The sequence below is a fragment of the Neorhizobium sp. T7_12 genome (assembly GCF_002968535.1).
GTDB classification, from domain to species: domain Bacteria; phylum Pseudomonadota; class Alphaproteobacteria; order Rhizobiales; family Rhizobiaceae; genus Neorhizobium; species Neorhizobium tomejilense.
Genome location: NZ_PVBK01000025.1, coordinates 38,597 through 54,626, shown reverse-complemented (window position 1 = coordinate 54,626; position 16,030 = coordinate 38,597). Strand labels below are relative to the sequence as shown.

Annotated in this window: 17 protein-coding genes; 3 read left to right on the top strand and 14 right to left on the bottom strand. The window is 62.3% G+C overall.

Annotation, left to right across the window (positions count from 1 at the left end; translation table 11 throughout):
• Positions 1–22 precede the first annotated feature (22 nt).
• The 7 genes from C5J26_RS29560 to C5J26_RS29530 form a co-directional block, all read right to left on the bottom strand.
• The gene (locus C5J26_RS29560) at positions 23–862 is read right to left on the bottom strand and encodes a MurR/RpiR family transcriptional regulator (RefSeq protein WP_105405022.1); all 840 of its coding nucleotides are present in this window, start codon (positions 860–862) and stop codon (positions 23–25) included.
• Between the two features lie 98 nt (positions 863–960).
• Positions 961–1,638 carry an aspartate/glutamate racemase family protein gene (locus tag C5J26_RS29555; RefSeq protein WP_105405010.1) on the bottom strand — a complete coding sequence of 226 codons (678 nt, stop codon included), beginning with the start codon at positions 1,636–1,638 and terminating at the stop codon, positions 961–963.
• Positions 1,639–1,707: 69 nt separating this feature from the next.
• Positions 1,708–2,673: an ABC transporter ATP-binding protein gene (locus C5J26_RS29550; protein ID WP_371681962.1), complete on the bottom strand. Its 966-nt coding sequence runs from the start codon at positions 2,671–2,673 to the stop codon at positions 1,708–1,710.
• A 2-nt stretch (positions 2,674–2,675) separates the two neighbouring features.
• Positions 2,676–3,737, bottom strand: a complete 1,062-nt coding sequence (locus tag C5J26_RS29545) for an ABC transporter ATP-binding protein (RefSeq protein ID WP_105405008.1) — start codon at positions 3,735–3,737, stop codon at positions 2,676–2,678.
• On the bottom strand, positions 3,734–4,627 hold the full coding sequence (locus C5J26_RS29540) for an ABC transporter permease (protein ID WP_105405007.1): 894 nt from the start codon (positions 4,625–4,627) through the stop codon (positions 3,734–3,736). Before C5J26_RS29540 ends, C5J26_RS29545 begins: the two co-directional genes overlap by 4 nt.
• 3 nt (positions 4,628–4,630) lie before the next feature.
• Positions 4,631–5,584: an ABC transporter permease gene (locus C5J26_RS29535; RefSeq protein WP_046607771.1), complete on the bottom strand. Its 954-nt coding sequence runs from the start codon at positions 5,582–5,584 to the stop codon at positions 4,631–4,633.
• Positions 5,585–5,661: 77 nt separating this feature from the next.
• Positions 5,662–7,257, bottom strand: coding sequence for an ABC transporter substrate-binding protein (locus C5J26_RS29530; protein ID WP_105405021.1), 1,596 nt, complete (start codon positions 7,255–7,257; stop codon positions 5,662–5,664).
• A gap of 120 nt (positions 7,258–7,377) precedes the next feature.
• On the opposite strand from C5J26_RS29530, the gene C5J26_RS32945 reads away from it, so the two are divergent.
• Both C5J26_RS32945 and C5J26_RS29525 read left to right on the top strand, forming a co-directional pair.
• Complete coding sequence (locus C5J26_RS32945) at positions 7,378–7,608, top strand: hypothetical protein (protein WP_172746169.1); 231 nt, start codon at positions 7,378–7,380, stop codon at positions 7,606–7,608.
• A gap of 46 nt (positions 7,609–7,654) precedes the next feature.
• Positions 7,655–8,476, top strand: a complete 822-nt coding sequence (locus C5J26_RS29525) for a bifunctional allantoicase/(S)-ureidoglycine aminohydrolase (RefSeq protein WP_037086505.1) — start codon at positions 7,655–7,657, stop codon at positions 8,474–8,476.
• Positions 8,477–8,522: 46 nt separating this feature from the next.
• Here the strand turns inward: C5J26_RS29525 and C5J26_RS29520 are convergent, their stop codons facing one another.
• From C5J26_RS29520 to C5J26_RS29495, 6 genes are all read right to left on the bottom strand, one after another.
• Positions 8,523–9,359: a GNAT family N-acetyltransferase gene (locus tag C5J26_RS29520; RefSeq protein WP_105405006.1), complete on the bottom strand. Its 837-nt coding sequence runs from the start codon at positions 9,357–9,359 to the stop codon at positions 8,523–8,525.
• Positions 9,356–10,102 carry an aspartate/glutamate racemase family protein gene (locus C5J26_RS29515; RefSeq protein WP_105405005.1) on the bottom strand — a complete coding sequence of 249 codons (747 nt, stop codon included), beginning with the start codon at positions 10,100–10,102 and terminating at the stop codon, positions 9,356–9,358. Before C5J26_RS29515 ends, C5J26_RS29520 begins: the two co-directional genes overlap by 4 nt.
• Positions 10,103–10,107: 5 nt before the next feature.
• On the bottom strand, positions 10,108–10,926 hold the full coding sequence (locus C5J26_RS29510; protein ID WP_105405004.1) for an ABC transporter permease: 819 nt from the start codon (positions 10,924–10,926) through the stop codon (positions 10,108–10,110).
• Positions 10,927–10,945: 19 nt separating this feature from the next.
• Positions 10,946–11,860: an ABC transporter permease gene (locus C5J26_RS29505; RefSeq protein ID WP_105405003.1), complete on the bottom strand. Its 915-nt coding sequence runs from the start codon at positions 11,858–11,860 to the stop codon at positions 10,946–10,948.
• 146 nt (positions 11,861–12,006) lie between these two features.
• Positions 12,007–13,296: a PotD/PotF family extracellular solute-binding protein gene (locus C5J26_RS29500; protein WP_105405002.1), complete on the bottom strand. Its 1,290-nt coding sequence runs from the start codon at positions 13,294–13,296 to the stop codon at positions 12,007–12,009.
• Between the two features lie 37 nt (positions 13,297–13,333).
• Positions 13,334–14,425: an ABC transporter ATP-binding protein gene (locus C5J26_RS29495; protein ID WP_105405001.1), complete on the bottom strand. Its 1,092-nt coding sequence runs from the start codon at positions 14,423–14,425 to the stop codon at positions 13,334–13,336.
• Between the two features lie 240 nt (positions 14,426–14,665).
• Between C5J26_RS29495 and C5J26_RS29490 the strand changes: the two genes are divergently transcribed.
• Positions 14,666–15,394: a GntR family transcriptional regulator gene (locus C5J26_RS29490; RefSeq protein WP_105405000.1), complete on the top strand. Its 729-nt coding sequence runs from the start codon at positions 14,666–14,668 to the stop codon at positions 15,392–15,394.
• On the opposite strand, the gene C5J26_RS29485 is transcribed toward C5J26_RS29490, so the two are convergent.
• On the bottom strand, positions 15,391–15,948 hold the full coding sequence (locus C5J26_RS29485; protein ID WP_037086554.1) for a nucleoside 2-deoxyribosyltransferase: 558 nt from the start codon (positions 15,946–15,948) through the stop codon (positions 15,391–15,393). The two genes, C5J26_RS29490 and C5J26_RS29485, sit on opposite strands and share 4 nt — an antisense overlap.
• Positions 15,949–16,030 lie beyond the last annotated feature (82 nt).

The following is a 16,030-nucleotide window of genomic DNA, read 5'->3' as shown; positions in this document are numbered from 1 at the left end:
CTCGCCATCGGCGCTGACCGCATCAGAGTTCGTCGAGCCCCTCATTCAGCGTCTCGATGTTGCGCAGCCGCTTTCTCCCCTCGACGCCTGCCTTCTCCAGGCATCGGGTGATCAGCAGATGGCAGAGGGCCATGACCGCCGTGTGGTTGAAGAGCGGGCCAGGCGCCAGGGTCTGGCATTGGAAATGCCAGGTTGCCGACGTCTCGAACGCGGCACCCTCGTCGGTGATGTAGAGGAGTTTCGCTTTTGACTTCCGGAGCTGGGCAAGGATGGCGTCCACCTGAGCGATCCTCCGGCGCATGGCGAAGAATACGACCACGTCGTCTTCCCGCAGGCTGACAAGATGTTCTCCAAGCGTCTGCCCCGCGCCGGGGATTGCGACGATATCCTCGATGACCTGGGTCAGCTGCCATTGCAGGTAGGAGGCAAAGGGGTGGCTGCTCCGGAAACCGAGCACCCAGACCTTCCGTGCCGCAATCATCGCTTCCGTCACGGCCTCGATCTGGCCCTGGGAAATGGAAAGGAACGTTGCTTCAAGATTGGCGACCCCCTGGGCGACATGCGCCTGCATCGACTGGGCGGCCGCGGCGTCGGCAGCCGCCGTCAGGAAGAGCCGGGAGCCGGTCTGCTTTTCGGCTCGGGCATGGCGACGGGCTTCCTCGTAGTTTTCGTAGCCGAGGCGCTGGATGAAGCGCGTCACCGTGGCCTTGGAGACATGCGCAAGCGCGGCAAGCTCCTGCGCCGAATAGCTGGCGAGTTCGCCGGGAAAGTCGCAGACGAATTCCCCCAGACGCTTCTCGGCAGGGTGCAGGTGGGGAATTGCCTGCCTTACGCGATACAGGAACGATTTATCCTTCGGCAAGGGAAGCTCCGCCAAGTCATCAGCGCGCGGACTTTCCGGTGGAATGCCGCGACTTGCAACAGAAAAAACGACCTCTCCATGCCTGGGAGATGCCCCCATCAGTTCGCACTCGATCCGGCTTCGGGAGGATGGGCGATCCGGGAAAGCAACAGTTCGACAGCGGAGCGGATAGGCGCAATCACCGGCGACGAGAGAGCCCGCTGAAGATCGTCTGCCGCCTGGCCCAGCGGGCCGCCGCCGATGATGACGGCTTCAGCGGCATCCCGTTCGAGACATTCGCGAACCGCGAGCTCAAGGGCCGCGTGCAAACGCGCGGGGTCGGAGGCAAGGACCAGCGGATCGCCGCTGGTCAGCCGTGTCCCGGTAAAGAGGTGGGCAAGGCCAAGCGTTTCAGCCTTGGCGGCGAAGCTCGCCACGAGGTCGGGGGTGACAGTCGCGATGCCGAACCGCCGGCCTCCGGCGGAGGCTTCGTACATGCTCGCCTCGCAGATGCCGACTGTAGGCAGGCTGGACAGGGCCTTCAGGCGATCGAGGCCCGGATCGCCGAATGCGCTGACGATCAGCCCATTGCTAAATTGCTCCGCGGCCAATCCCATTTCGACGACGCCGCCGGCCGATGCAGCAAGCTCCTCGCCATTCAGGATCATCGATACTCCTCTCGTGGCGGTGACCCCCTCCACGGAGAAATTTTCCGGCAGGTATTTCCGGGCGATCTCGGTCATCATGACCGTCGTCGCACGGGACGTGTTCGGGTTGATCAATGTGATGCGCGTCATGTCTCGTTCCGTGCGCGATTGCACGGGCGCCCTCCCTGCCTTGTCATCGTCTCTCATCATCTTTGGCGTTTAGGCACATTGCACACAAGCGACGCTGCCGGCCCCGCCGACCGGCATCAAGGCCGGTACTTCCGTGCGGCAGAGATCGGAAACCTGGGCGCAGCGCGGCGCGAAGGCGCAACCGGGCGGCATGGCGGCCAGGTCCGGCGGTGCCCCGGGGATGGTGATCAGCCGGTCGCGTCCATGGGCAAGTTCGACGCGGGCGCCGAGCAGACCCTTGGTATAGGGGTGCCTCGGTTCGCGGATGATGTCGGCGACCCTGCCTTCCTCGACGATCCGCCCGGCATACATCACCGCGATCCGGTCCGCGACTTCCGCCGCAACGCCGATATCATGCGTGACGAAGATGACGGAGAGCCCATATTCCTTCTGCAAATCGCGGATCAGCAGGAGGATCTGGATCTGGACCGTCGCATCGAGGGCCGTGGTCGGTTCGTCGGCGAGCAGGACCTTCGGATTGCAGGCGAGCGCCATGGCGATCATCGACCGCTGCAGCATGCCGCCCGACATTTCATGCGGATAGTTTTGCAGCCGGCGCTCCGGGGAGGGGATCTTGACCTTCTGGAAGAGGGCAAGCGCGCGCGCCGCCGCCTGCGAGCGCGAGATGCCCTCATGCCGCATGATGGTTTCTTCTATCTGGCGGCCAAGCGTGTAGACAGGGTCGAGTGCCAACCGCGGCTCCTGGAAGACCATCGAGGCAACGGCGCCGCGAAAGGCACCGAGATCCTTGGTCGTCAATCCCGTCACATCGCGGCCGGCGACCGTCATCGAGCCTTCGATCGTCGTGCCTTTTGGGTGCAGGCGCAGCAGCGAGCGCATGGTGACGCTCTTGCCGGACCCGGATTCGCCAAGCAGCGCAACAACCTCGCCCGCCTGTACCGAAAGGCTGACGCCGTTGACGGCTTTGACGGGCTTTCGGCCGCGGTTGAACGTCACCGAAAGATTGCGAATATCGATCATCGCGGCGGTTTGCATGGTCATGCCTCCATCAATGCCGGCGCACGGCTGTGGCGTGAGCCAGGCACCGACATCAGGCAGGCTGCGGACTGGCTTTCGGAAACGCTGGCGAGCGGCGGCAAATTCTCGCTGCAGATGCTCTCGGCGAACGAACAGCGGGTATGGAACCGACAGCCTGACGGCGGATCGATCGGGTTCGGCGGGTCGCCCGAGAGCGGCGGCTCGGAGGTTCTTTCGGAAGGGTCCATCTTCGGCATCGAGGCGAGCAGCGCCGCGGAATAGGGATGGCGGGTGTTTTCGAAGATCGCATCGCGGCTGCCGATCTCGGCCACCTTGCCGAGATACATGACCATCACCCGGTCGCACATGAAGCGCACGACGTTGAGGTCGTGGGAGATGAACAGGTAAGTCAGACCGAAATCCCGCTTCAGGTCGAGGAGCAGGTTCAGGACCTGGGCCTCTACCGACTTGTCGAGCGCCGACACAGCTTCGTCGAGGATGATGAGCCGCGGTTCGAGCGCGAGCGCGCGGGCGATGTTGACGCGCTGCCGCTGTCCGCCCGACAGTTCGTGCGGGTAACGGCCGGCAAAGCGCGACGGCTCTAGCCCGACCCGGTGCAGCAGGTCGTGGGCCCTGGCGATCGCCCTGCTCGCGGCAATACCATGCACGCGCGGCGCAAAGGCGATGGACTCTTCAATCGTCAGCCTGGGGTTGAGGGAGGCGTAGCTGTCCTGGAAGACCATCTGGACCTGGCGGCGGTACTCGGAAAGCGGTAGCGCGCCGCCAACCGTCTCACCGTCGAACAGGATATCGCCTCGGTCAGGCAAGATGAGCTGCATCAGCAGCCGCGCGGTGGTGGACTTGCCGCAGCCGCTTTCTCCGACGACCCCGAGCGTTTCGCCCTTGAAGATATCGAAATCCACGCCGTCGACGGCGCGGACGACCTTTTTCGGCTTCATGAAGCCGCTACCCTTGACCGGGAAATGCTTGATGAGGCCGCGCGCGGAGATGAGCGGCTGAGCGGGGCCGCCCCTTTCGCCGACGGGAAGATCGTAGGCAGGTTCTTCGACGATGCTGATCATGACTTCACATCCATGGCTGTGCGCAGCCCGTCTGAGAAAAGGTTGAAGCAAATCGAGGTGATGAAGATCATCAGGCCGGGCAGGGCCGCCACGAGCGGGTTGTTGTAGATCGCAGTGCGAAGCGTGTTCAGCATCAGTCCCCATTCGGCATCCGGCGGCCGTACGCCGAGGCCAAGGAAGGAGAGGCCCGAGGCGAGGATCATCGAGACGGATATCAGGCTGGTGGCAAAGACGAAGATCGGGCCGAGCACATTGCCGAGGATATGGACGCGGATGATCGTCATCGGCGGGGCGCCGGAGGCGCGCGCCGCGTCCACGTAGTCGAGCTTGCGGACTTGGGTGGTGACGCTTTCGGCGACGCGGGCGATCTGCGGGATGAAAACGACTGTCAGCGAGACGAGCGCGTTGGTGAGCCCCGAGCCGAGTGCGCCCGACAGCGCCACGGCCAGAAGGACCGACGGAAAGGCGTAGAAGACGTCGACCGTACGCATGATCAGCGTGTTGACGATGCCGCCCGCATAACCGGCGACGATACCGATCGTCGAGCCGATGATGAAGGCGATCGGCACCGGTATGACACCCATGATGAGCGAAAGCCGGGCGCCATAAATCAGCCGGGAGAGCATGTCGCGGCCGAGTTCGTCGGTGCCGAAGATATAGCCTGGCGTGCCGATCGGCTTGAGGCGGCGGATGACGCTGCCCTTGGAGGGATCGTAAGGCGCGATATAGGGGGCGAAAATCGCGATCAGCACCAGGATCAGAAGAATAGCGAGGGCCGTCATGGCGACCGGGTCGCGGCAGATGCGCCGCAGCACGCCGCTCCAGAAGCCGGGGGATTTGGCGATAGCGGCAGGGGAAGGGGCCGCGATGTCTGCGGTGACGACAGCCATGTGTCAGCTCCTCTGGATGCGGGGATCGATCGCGCTCTGCAGCACGTCGACGACGAGGTTGAGGAAAACGAAGAACATGGCGAGCACCAGGATCGTACCCTGCAGGATGGGCAGGTCGCGGGTGAAGATCGCGCCGTTCAGCAGGAAGCCGGTTCCGGGCCAGGAGAAAACCGTTTCGATCAGGATCGAGCCGCCGAGCAGGTAACCGAGCTGCAGTCCCATGACCGAGAGCGCGGTCGGCGCGGCGTTGCGCACCACGTGGCGCAGGATCTGCGGTGTCATCAGACCCTTGGCGGCGAGTGCCTGGGTAAAATCCTGGGAGAGGATATCGGCGACCAGCGAGCGGATGGTGCGGGCGATGATGCCCATCGGGATGACCGACATGGTGACCGCAGGCAGGATGAGGAACTGCAGATATGCCCAGCTTAGGTTTCGGCCGGACGATCCCTCCGGTCCGCCGCCCATGGCCGGCAGCCAGCCGAGGGTAACGGAAAAGGCGATGACCAGCACCATGCCGAGCCAATAATGAGGCACGCTGACGCCGAGCATCGAAACCGCCGATGCCAGGCGATCCACCCAGCCTCCGCGGAAGACGCCGGCAAGGAAACCCAGGGAAGAACCTGCCACGAAGCCGATAACGGCCGCCGCTAGTGCAAGGATGATGGAATTGACGGATGCATCGAGGATCTCGTTCAGCACCGGCCGACCGCTGGCGATCGAGGTACCGAGATCGCCCTGCAGCGCATGCCATGCCCAAAGGGCATATTGGACCGGAAGCGGCCGGTCGAGGCCGTAGAAGCTGCGCATCTGTGTCTGCAGCTCGGCGGAGGCATCCGAAGGCAGGATCGCTGCGAGCGGATCGCCCGGCGCGATATGGATCAGCATGAAGCATACGATGCTCACGCCGATCGTGACGGGAATGACGTGCAGAAGCCGTTTCAGGGCATAGAGCAGCATGGTGTCCTCACCGGGGAGGTTGATCGGGCATCATGAAAGGCGGCGCGCCGATCGCCCGGCGCGCCGCCTGCTCGGGATTACTCCACGGTAATCGTCGAAAAATCCTGGAACCAGTTCTGGGCCTGGACGAAACCCTTGACCTTGGCGGTCATGGCGCGGGGGTTGACGTCATGCGTCACCATCAGGAACAGCGCGTCGTTCACGTATTTCTCGTGCACCTGCTGCATCACCTTGTCCTGCTCCACGGGATCGAAGGTGTTGCGCACCTTGTCGAACAGCGCGTCCATGTCCTTGTCGCAATAATAGCCCCAGTTGGTGCCGGTCGGCGGGGCGAGCTTGCACTGCGACTGGCGGATCATGGCGGTGAAGGGATCCTGGATGAAGTAGCTGTAGTTGACCGCGGTGGCGCCTTTGGCGCTCGGATCCTTGGCACCCGCCCGCCAGATGTTGATGACGGTGTTCCAGTCGGCGACCTCGTATTCGATATTGATGCCGACTTCGGCAAGCGTCTGCTGGATATATTCGTTCATCTGCAACGGCAGCATCTGGCCAGAGCCGGACGAGGAAATGATGACCTTGGTCTTGAGCGGCTTGTCGGGGCCGTAACCGGCTTCCTTCATCAGCTTCTTGGCTTCCTCGACATTGTATTCCACCTTGAAGGTCGGCTTGCCGAACCACTGGTGCCCGGGTGGCATGTAGCCTTGCGCGGGAACGGAAAGGCCGCCGAGAAGCTCATTGAGGCCAGCGCGGTCAACGGCAAGGTTTGCGGCCTTCCGGACGCGGATATCGTTCCACGGGGAACCGTCGATGCGCGACAGGTGCCAGGTCCAGTTATGCGGATAGGAATTGGTGATGATCTTGAGGCCGGCTTCCTTCAGCGATTTCACCGAATCCGGGGCAGGAGCCTCGATCCAGTCGACCTGGCCGGAGCGGAGCGCCGCGACACGGGTATTGGGTTCCGGCAGCGGGATCAGGACGAGCTTGTCGAGCTTGGGAACGCGCGCCTTGTCCCAGTAGTCCTTGTTGGGCGTCAGTTCGGCCCGTTCGCGCGGCGTAAAGCCGCTTTCCATCTTCCATGGGCCGGTGCCGGAAGGTTTCTGGGCAACGGTATCCCAGTTCTTGCCCTGCTTTTCCCAGTTCGCCGGCGAGGAAATCAGGATCCAGCTCAGCTGGTAGGGAAGCGTCGCATCCGGCGTGTTGGTGGTGATTTCGACGGTCAGGGGATCCACGACCTTGTAGGAAACGACCGCCGGGACGCGAGATTTGCCCTGGGCCGCCTGGCGCTTGTCGAACTGCGGTGCGTCCGCCTTCAGAAGCTTGTCGAGGTTCCAGACGACTGCATTCGCGTCGAAGGCGCTGCCGTCATGGAATTTGACGCCGTCGCGGAGCTTGAAGGCCCATTTGGTCTTGTCGGCCGGATCGACCTGCCAGGATGTCGCAAGGCTCGGAATGAGGGCGGATGGCTTGTCGGCTTTCGAAAGGTCCCATTCGATCAGAGAATTGTAGACCGTATAACCCATGAAGCGCTGGCCTTCGCCGCCCTGGTCGGTCTGGCCGGTGGTGAGCGGGATATCGGAAGCGGTCATGCCGATGCGCAGCGTTCCAGCCGCCAGTGCGGGGGTCGCGGCGGCTGCAAGGAGTGCTGCCGCGGTCGCGCCAAATACCGTCGTCATCCGCAGGTTCCGGAAAATGCCGAGGCCGTGCCGGCTACTCGATGATGTGTTGATCATGCTGTTCCCTCTTTATTGAAGTCGCTGGACTTTGAGCCAGTCATCAAAGGAGAAGCAGATTTCATGCCAGTTTCTGTGAAACCAGGATTTCACTTATCTCCAAAAGGAATAGCGCAGATAGATGAGCTTGATTTCGAGATACGGACGGCTCGTGCCGAATTCTATGGCGAGAATGCGAGGCGTCTGCCGAAAAATGCCGCGCCGCTAGCCGCAGCGCCGATGTATGGCGGAAATCTTGGAGCCACGGCTTGTCGGCTCGAATTTATTGGTTGCTTAGAGGCACGCGGCGCTTAAAGCATATGGGTATCAGACGCCGCGAAATTGGACCGCAAACAGACCCATGACCAACAGAGATTATTATTCAAACCTCGGCGGTTTGCCGCCGCAGACCGATCTTCTTTCCAGCAAAGCTGTTTTCACGACATCCTATGCGGTCATTCCTCGAACCGTCATGTCAGACATCGTGGCCAGCCTGCTTCCCCATTGGCAGGGAACCCGGGCATGGATCATCTCCCGTCCGATGACGGGATTTTCGGAGACGTTCTCGCAATACATCGTGGAAGTTCAGCCCGGAGGCGGAAGTGACCGGCCGGAACCCAACGCGCGCGCCGAGGCGGCAATCTTCGTCGTCGAGGGCGAGATGTCGATCGAGTTTGCCGGAAACGATCATGCGCTGAGGGCGGGCTCCTTTGCATATATCCCGGCGGGATCGCCGTGGAAGCTGCGCAATCGCGGCACGGCGCCTGTCAAATTCCACTGGGTTCGCAAGGCCTTTCAGGCGGTCGAGGGCCTGGAAGCTCCGCCGGCGGTCTTTACCCATGAAGACGAGCATCCGATTTCATGGATGCCGGATACCGGCGACCGCTGGGGGACAACCCGTTTCGTCGACACTTCCGACGTCCGCTATGACATGCACCTCAACATCGTCACCTTGGAGCCGGGCGCGACCATCCCCTTCATGGAGACTCATGTGATGGAGCATGGCCTCTACGTTCTCGAAGGCAAGGCAGTCTACAGGCTCAATCAGGATTGGGTCGAGGTCGAAGCGGGCGACTACATGTGGCTGCGCGCCTTTTGCCCGCAGGCCTGTTATGCTGGCGGCCCCGGCCGCTTCCGTTACCTGCTCTACAAGGACGTCAACCGCCACACCGAACTGTGGTAGCCGCCGCTGAACGAGCGCGAGCGGCGTCCTCATCGGGACGCCGCCGTCAGCCGAGTTCGAGGGTGGTAATTCCGAACACGCCCGGCAGCCGCACCGCCGGCACCGGGCCGCGATACATCCGCGCGGTCGTGAAGCCTTTCACGAAACGATGGGCCTCGAGATAGGCTGAAAATTCCGTCTGCAGGGCCGGGACGTCGACATGCATGGTTTCGTTGCCGATCTCCGCAGCGCAGGCGTTCAGCAGCGTTTGGGCGTCGGCAGCGGTCTGTGCAAACAACGGGCCGATCTTGTAGCCGTCATGGCATTTGCGGCAGACCGCATAGCCGCAGACATTGCCGTCACGGATGATGACCTTGGCAGCCCGCGGCGGCTTCAGCCAGGCGGTCAGGAAAGTATCGCGCTCCGCAGGGAAGAAAGCTTGGTCATAACCAAGAATGGCGGGCACGAGATCGTCGCTGATCGCGGCTACATTAGCACCGCGGCTGCCGGCAAGGCTGCCGCCCCAGCGAAACGTCTCGTAGGCCAGCTCGAAGCCCATGCTGCGATAGTTCGCCTGCTGTTCCGGCACGCCGTCGAGGCCGATCGTCCGGCCGTCGAGATGCGCCATGCCGGCATCCCAGACCTTTCTGCCAAAACCTTTGCCGCGAAAATCGGGATGGGTGATGTACAGGCCGATAAAACCGAAATCGGAACCGTAGCGGGTCGCGGATATGCCGGCCGCCATTTCCCCATTTACGAAACAACCGATGAAAGCTTGAGGATCGGCGGCATGAAGAGCCGGCGCATCGGCAAGGCCGGGATTCCAGCCCTCGATCCGTGCCCAGTCGACGAGCTGTTCGACCTCGGAGGAGGTGAGTACGCGAATGGTCGAATGAGTCTTCATTGGGCGGCGAGTTTCCCGGGCTCGAAATCTTCGAGCAGGCCTTTATAGGGTTTGCGGACCGGCGAAGCATAGGCTCCTCGTTTGGCGGTCGACAAGCCCAATGTCACCAGCGCTTCAGCCTGTTTCACCGCCGCCGCGACGCCGTCGATTACAGGTACGCCGAATTCGCGGCGCAGTTCGGCCGTGAGATCGGCCATGCCGGCGCAGCCGAGCACGATCGCCTCCGCCCTGTCCTCGCTGAGCGCGGCCGAGATTTCTTTGCGCAGCCGGTCACGGGCGTTGGAGGCCGGATCTTCCAGTGACAGGACCGGAATATCGGCGGCCCGCACCTTGCATCGTCCGGCCATGCCGTAACGATGAACCAGATGTTCGAGCGGCAGGCGCGAACGTTCCATGGTGGTGACGATGGTAAAGCGCTGGGCGATGAAGGCGGTGGTGGCGAGTGCCGCTTCGCAGATGCCGACCACAGGAATGTTGGCCAGTGCCCGTGCGGCGTCGAGGCCAGTATCGTCGAAACAGGCGATGATCGCCGCATCGGCGCCGGCCTTCTCGCCCTTGGCGATCTCGATCAGCAGGCCGGGTACCGCGAAGACCTCGTCATAATAACCCTCGATCGAGACCGGCCCCATGGAGGAGGTAACGGCAAGGATTTCGGTGCCGGCATTGGCGACGCGCATGGCGGAATCGGCGATCGTCGCCGTCATGCTGGCGGTGGTATTCGGGTTTACGACAAGAATGCGCATTCTGTTCACGACCGCAGGCGGCGGCGATTGAGGTGGACGATCAGGCCGAGCGTGCCGGCGATGACGAGGAAGGAGAACACCGTCGTCACCGTGCCGAGCGCGTAGAGCACCGGCGTCGTGACATTGGTCGTCATGCCGTAGATTTCGAGAGGCAACGTGTTGAAAGAGCCTGCCGTCATCAGCGTACGGGCGAATTCGTCATAGGACAGCGTGAAGCCGAACAGGCCGACGCCGATGAGGCTCGGCGCGATCATCGGCAGCACGACATGGCGGAAGGTCTGCCAGGACGAGGCGCCGAGATCGCGCGCGGCTTCCTCGTAGGCGGGCGAAAAGCGGTTGAAGACGGCGAACATGATCAGGACGCCGAAGGGCAGCGTCCAGGTGAGGTGCGCACCGAAGGCGGACGTATACCAGGACGGCTGGAAACCGAGCTGCTGGAAGACGACGCCGATGCCGAGCGAGATGATGATCGACGGCACCACGAGGCTCGCGACAGCCAGATAGAACAGCGCGGTCGACCCGATGAAGCGGCGGCGGAAGGCCAGGCCCGCCAGCAGCGAAACGACGACGGTGACGATCATCACCATGATGCCGAGCATGGCGGAGCGACGGAACGAGCCGCCGAAATCGCCGACCGCCTGGGTCTCGAACAGGTTGGCGAACCAGCGCAGCGACACGCCGTTCAGCGGGAAGGTGAGGCCGCCGTTCGGCCCCTGGAAGGAGAGGATCAGGATCGCCGAAAGCGGGCCGTAAAGGAACAGCACGAAGACGATGAAGAAGATGGCGAGAAGGTAGAATTCGCGGCCGCGCTTGTCGCTGTGCATCTCAGAGCTCCCCTTTTCCCTAAAGTTCTTTGCGGATGTCGACGATGCGGAGAATGCCCGCGACCATCAGGAGAACGAGGACGAGCAGCACGACCGCGTTGGCGGCGGCCGCCGGGTATTGGAGCAGCGACATCTGGTTCTTCATCATCAGCGCCACCGAAGCGCTCTGACCGCCGGACATCACCTGAACCGTCGAAAAGTCGGCCATGACGAGCGTCACGACGAAGATGGTGCCGATCGCCATGCCGGGCTTGGCAAGCGGAATGATGACGTTGGTGAGGATCTGGGTGCTCGTGGCGCCGGCGTCGCGCGCGGCTTCGACCAGCGACTTGTCGATGCGCATCAGCGTGTTGAAGATCGGCGTCACCATGAACAGCGTGTAGAGATGCACCATTGCGAGCACCACCGCGAAATCCGAATAGAGCAGCCATTCGACCGGTTCTGGGACGATACCCGCATTGATCAGCGTCGTGTTGACGAGACCATTGCGGCCGAGCACCGGGATCCACGAGATCATGCGGATGATGTTCGACGTCAGGAACGGCACGGTGCAGACGAGGAAGAGCACCATCTGCATGGCGGTGGTGCGGATGTGGAAAGCGAGGAAATAGGCGACCCAGAACCCGACGAACAGCGTGATCGCCCAGACCAGGAAGGCGAATTTCAGCGTGTTCAGATAGGTCTTCCAGGTCACCCAAGAGCCGAGCGTCTCGGCATAGTTCATCGACAGGAAATCCGGATACATCTGGGCGAAGTCATAGTCCCAGAAGCTGACGACTGTAATCATCAGGATCGGCAGCAGCAGGAAGGCGCCGAGGATCAGCGCCAGCGGCGTCGCTTGAAGATAGGAGACCAGCGCCGGCGACAGACGAAAGCTCCTGCGCTTTGTGTTCTCTTCGGCCGTTTCCGGCTCGGATGATGCAATCGTCGCCATGTCTTGTCTCCCTCTGGAGGCTTCAGCGGTGCAACGGGTTTCCCTCCCCCTTGTGGGGAGGGTGGCCGGCAGGCCGGGAGGGGTTTCAGGAGAAGGCCCCTCCCTAACTCTCCCCACAAGGGGGAGGGGACAGGTCGGAGAACGCCTTACGCCGCGATGAATTCGTTCCAGCGGCGGACCATGTAGCGGTCCTCGTCCATCACCGAGTTCCAGCAGGCCACGTGGCCCATGCGTTCCTCGAAGGAGCCGCCGTCACGGACTGCGCCGGCCTTTTCCATGACCTTGCCGTCCGGAGCGACGATATCGCCCTTGGCAGCCTTGCCTTCGATCCAGTAGCCCCATTCGTCGGCAGACATGTGTGCCTTGGCGGTTTCCATCGCAGCCGAATAGTAGCCCTGGCGATTGAGATAGGCGCCGACCCAGCCGGACGTGTACCAGTTGATATACTCATAGGCAGCGTCGAGCTTGGCACCGGAGAGGTGCGCGGCAAGTCCCAGACCGCCGCCCCACGAGCGGTAACCTTCCTTGAGTGGCTGGTATTTGCAGGCGATGCCCTTGGAGCGGACGGCGGCGACGGCCGGCGACCACATGGACTGGATGACGACCTCGCCTGAGGCCATCAGGTTGACGCTCTCGTCGAACGACTTCCAGAAGGCGCGGAACTGGCCTGCCTGTTTGGCCTTGATCAGGAAGTCGATCGTCTTGTCGATTTCCGCCTTGGTCATGTTGCCCTTGTCGGCATACTTGATGTTGCCCATGGCTTCCATGATCATCGCGGCATCCATGATGCCGATCGACGGGATGTTGAGGATCGAGGCCTTGCCCTTGAACTTCGGGTCCATGATGTCGGCCCAGGTCGAGATTTCGCGGTCGACGAGGTCCGGGCGGATGCCGAGCGTGTCGGCGTTGTAGATGGTCGGAACCATCGTGAACCACTTGGTCTCTTCCTTGGCGAACGTCTTGTCGCCGGGCTTTGCGACATAACCGACCGTGTGCGGCGCAGTGCCTTGCGCGATCACGCTGTCCGGCTTCAGCTTGCCGTTTTTGAACAGCGGCACGATCTTGTCGTAATATTTGAGTTTGGTCGTATCCATTGGCTGGATGACGCCGGCCGGATAGACCTTCTTCAAGATCCAGTACTCGATATCGGCGATGTCGTAGGAGTTCGGCTGGGTGACGGCGCGCTGGGCGGCCGCGTCAGAGTCCGTCGCGGTCATTTCGAGCGTGATGCCGAGGTCGGCCTTGCACTTCTCGGCGATCGCATTGAGGTTCGAAACGCCGGTCCCGAACTGGCGCAGCGTGATCGGGTTCTGGGCCCAGATGGTCGGGAAGCCGGTGATGGCGCCGGAGCCGGCGGCAAGACCGGCGGCCGCGGACGCCGTCTTCAGAAGCGTGCGGCGCGAAATGCCCTTGGTTGGTTTTTTGGTCTCAGTCATTGCCATGTTCTCCTCTGTTGAGTTTTTGTGTTTGGCATCAGTTCTTGAGGCGGCCGAGGACGATGGCGTCCTCGCGGCCCCAGGAAAGGGGGATCGCTTCTCCGACCTTGACCGGATTGGCGAAAAATTCGGCGTCGGTCAGGATCGCGGTGAAATCCTCGATGCCCGCGCCGTTGACCGAGAGTTTTACCGAAGAACCGCGATATTCGACGTTCGAGACGGAACCGGTGAAGCCGAGGCCCTTTTCCGAAGGCTCGCCGATGCGGACATGGTCGGTGCGGATGGCGATGTCGGCCGTGTCGGTCAGCCCGGCGGCGCCGTCGTCGGTGGCGAGGAAATCTCCGCCCGCGGGCACCGACAGCATCAGCTTGTCGCCGGAACTCTGCGCCACCCGGCCGGAGATGACGTTGTGATCGCCCATGAACTTGGCGACGAAGGCGGTCGCCGGTTTTTCGAATACCACGCGCGGATGGGCGGCCTGCTCGATGCGGCCGTCGTTCATCACGACGATCAGGTCGGCGAGCGCCATCGCCTCTTCCTGGCTGTGCGTCACATGCACGAAGGTGATGCCGAGCGAGGTCTGCAGCTTCTTCAATTCCGCGCGCATGCGGATCTTCAGGAACGGATCGAGCGCCGAAAGCGGTTCGTCGAGAAGCAGCGCTTCCGGATCGGTGATCAGCGCGCGGGCAAGTGCCACGCGTTGCTGCTGGCCGCCAGAAAGCTGGGCCGGGCGGCGGGTCGCATAGGCTTCGAGCTGCATCAGCCGCAGCATGTCCATCGCCTTGGCGCGCCGCTCGTCCTTGTCGACGCCCTTCATCTTGAGGCTGAAGGCGATGTTGTCGACGAGGTCGAGATGCGGGAATAGGGCGTAGGATTGGAACATCATCGCCGTGCCGCGTTTCGCCGGCGGCAGGTCGGTGACGACGGTATTGCCGAGGCGGACGTCGCCCGAGGAAATGCTCTCGTGCCCGGCGATCATCCGCAGCGTCGAGGTCTTGCCGCAGCCGGACGGACCGAGCAGGCAGCAATAGGTTCCGGCCGGAATCTTCAGGCTGATCGCATGAACGGCCGTGGTTGTTCCGTAGATCTTTGAGACTGAAGCGATGTCGATTTCGGCGGCTTTGCTCATCAGGCGCTCCCTTGCGTCTGATATGTCTATGCATCAGCCATGCCAACTCGATTAAACGTCTAGAAAGACTTGAATTTACCTGAAAGGGTCAGTGGCCGGGCTTTGCCGGTGCGCAAAAATCAGGCGATCGTTTTCGATCCATTGGGCAAATCGTATGCAATCTTGGCATTGGATCAAAAACAAGTTGCTTGGCATCCTGTAGACACTCGGGTTACAAAGGCCGTACATTGGACCGCAGCAATGAATATCAGCGAAAAAATCAATTTTACCGATACCGCGCCAGAGGATCGCTCCCAGGAAGATCGCTCCATGGCGATTCGGGAATCCTTGCGGAATGCGATCATCGACCGCCGTCTGGCGCCCGGCACAAAACTTTCCGAAAGCGAAGTCGGATCCCTGTTCGACGTCAGCCGCACGGTCGCCCGCGCCGCCCTGCAGATGCTCGCCTTCGAAGGCCTGGTGAAGACCGAGCGTAACCGTGGCGCCTTCGTCTCCAATCCGTCGCCGGAAGAGGCCCGGCAGATTTTTGCGTCCCGCCGGCTGATCGAGCCCGGCATCGTCGCGGCCGCGGTCGAGCGCATCACGCCTGAGGACATTGCGAGGTTCCGCCGTCAGCTCGACGAGGAGCAGCGTTTTCTGAACGAGCGCGGTCCGGCCGCCCGCCGCGCCGAGATCAAGGCGTCCGGCGATTTCCACCTGATGCTGGCCTCCGTTGCCGGCAATGTCATCCTGCAGCGCTTCATGGACGAGCTGGTTGCGCGTTCATCGCTGGTGATCGCGCTCTATGGCCGTTCCGGCGTATCGAGCTGCGGGCATTCGGAACATACTGCCGTTCTCGACGCCCTGGAAAAGGGCGACGGCGAGCGTGCCGCCAAGCTTATGATCCACCACATCGATCATATCGAAGCGGATCTCGATCTTCAGTTGAAGCAGGGCTCGGGTCTCAAAGACGCCCTGTCGCTCGCCTAACCCCGCAAGTGCCGCAAGGCCTCGGTATAGGCGGCCAGGTCCCGTTCCGGGTCGGCTGGCAGTGCGGCGGCGCGAATGACCCGGCCGCCACCTTCCTCGATGCCGAGGTCGATCATCAGATTGTCGGCCTTGCCGTGGTTCTCGATCGACAAACCGTCCGGGCCGCGAGGCCTCCCGCTGCTCTCATCGATCTCGAGCCCGGAATACCAAATCGACCGCACCCGCGTGCCATAGTCGTCGGGATGGTTGGTATAGGCCCAAACCCGTTTTCCGAGCGCGATCATGAAGCCGATTTCATAGACGGTGCCGGGATCGGCGCTGATACCGCGAAACGGCGTGATATTGGCAAGGCAGACATCCGCACGCCGCATCGCGCCGTCGTTGCGCTGGTAGATCGCGGCTGCCGTCAGCTGGCCTACGGGCGCCTGGTTTTCGTCGCTGCCCGGGCCGGTCGGCTCGAAGCCGAAGCTCCGGGCGAGCCGGCGTTTCTCGCCCATCACGATCTGGGCGTCGGGCAAAAACACTTCGGGGCCGGCAAGATAGATGGTCGGCATGGAAATCCTTTGATGAATCGGTCAGCACCAATGTTCCATAGCGTCCTGTCCGATGCATTGCGAGCATGAATGCGCCGGCCGA

What these genes read in the sequence shown, in the direction of transcription:
- C5J26_RS29555 (WP_105405010.1), bottom strand. Translation starts at nt 1,638, where the DNA reads ATGACGCGCATCACATTGATCAACCCGAACACGTCCCGTGCGACGACG.
- C5J26_RS29550 (WP_371681962.1), bottom strand. Translation starts at nt 2,673, where the DNA reads ATGCAAACCGCCGCGATGATCGATATTCGCAATCTTTCGGTGACGTTC.
- C5J26_RS29545 (WP_105405008.1), bottom strand. Translation starts at nt 3,737, where the DNA reads ATGATCAGCATCGTCGAAGAACCTGCCTACGATCTTCCCGTCGGCGAA.
- C5J26_RS29540 (WP_105405007.1), bottom strand. Translation starts at nt 4,627, where the DNA reads ATGGCTGTCGTCACCGCAGACATCGCGGCCCCTTCCCCTGCCGCTATC.
- C5J26_RS29535 (WP_046607771.1), bottom strand. Translation starts at nt 5,584, where the DNA reads ATGCTGCTCTATGCCCTGAAACGGCTTCTGCACGTCATTCCCGTCACG.
- C5J26_RS29530 (WP_105405021.1), bottom strand. Translation starts at nt 7,257, where the DNA reads ATGACGACGGTATTTGGCGCGACCGCGGCAGCACTCCTTGCAGCCGCC.
- C5J26_RS32945 (WP_172746169.1), top strand. Translation starts at nt 7,378, where the DNA reads ATGCCAGTTTCTGTGAAACCAGGATTTCACTTATCTCCAAAAGGAATA.
- C5J26_RS29525 (WP_037086505.1), top strand. Translation starts at nt 7,655, where the DNA reads ATGACCAACAGAGATTATTATTCAAACCTCGGCGGTTTGCCGCCGCAG.
- C5J26_RS29520 (WP_105405006.1), bottom strand. Translation starts at nt 9,359, where the DNA reads ATGAAGACTCATTCGACCATTCGCGTACTCACCTCCTCCGAGGTCGAA.
- C5J26_RS29515 (WP_105405005.1), bottom strand. Translation starts at nt 10,102, where the DNA reads ATGCGCATTCTTGTCGTAAACCCGAATACCACCGCCAGCATGACGGCG.
- C5J26_RS29510 (WP_105405004.1), bottom strand. Translation starts at nt 10,926, where the DNA reads ATGCACAGCGACAAGCGCGGCCGCGAATTCTACCTTCTCGCCATCTTC.
- C5J26_RS29505 (WP_105405003.1), bottom strand. Translation starts at nt 11,860, where the DNA reads ATGGCGACGATTGCATCATCCGAGCCGGAAACGGCCGAAGAGAACACA.
- C5J26_RS29500 (WP_105405002.1), bottom strand. Translation starts at nt 13,296, where the DNA reads ATGACTGAGACCAAAAAACCAACCAAGGGCATTTCGCGCCGCACGCTT.
- C5J26_RS29495 (WP_105405001.1), bottom strand. Translation starts at nt 14,425, where the DNA reads ATGAGCAAAGCCGCCGAAATCGACATCGCTTCAGTCTCAAAGATCTAC.
- C5J26_RS29490 (WP_105405000.1), top strand. Translation starts at nt 14,666, where the DNA reads ATGAATATCAGCGAAAAAATCAATTTTACCGATACCGCGCCAGAGGAT.
- C5J26_RS29485 (WP_037086554.1), bottom strand. Translation starts at nt 15,948, where the DNA reads ATGCCGACCATCTATCTTGCCGGCCCCGAAGTGTTTTTGCCCGACGCC.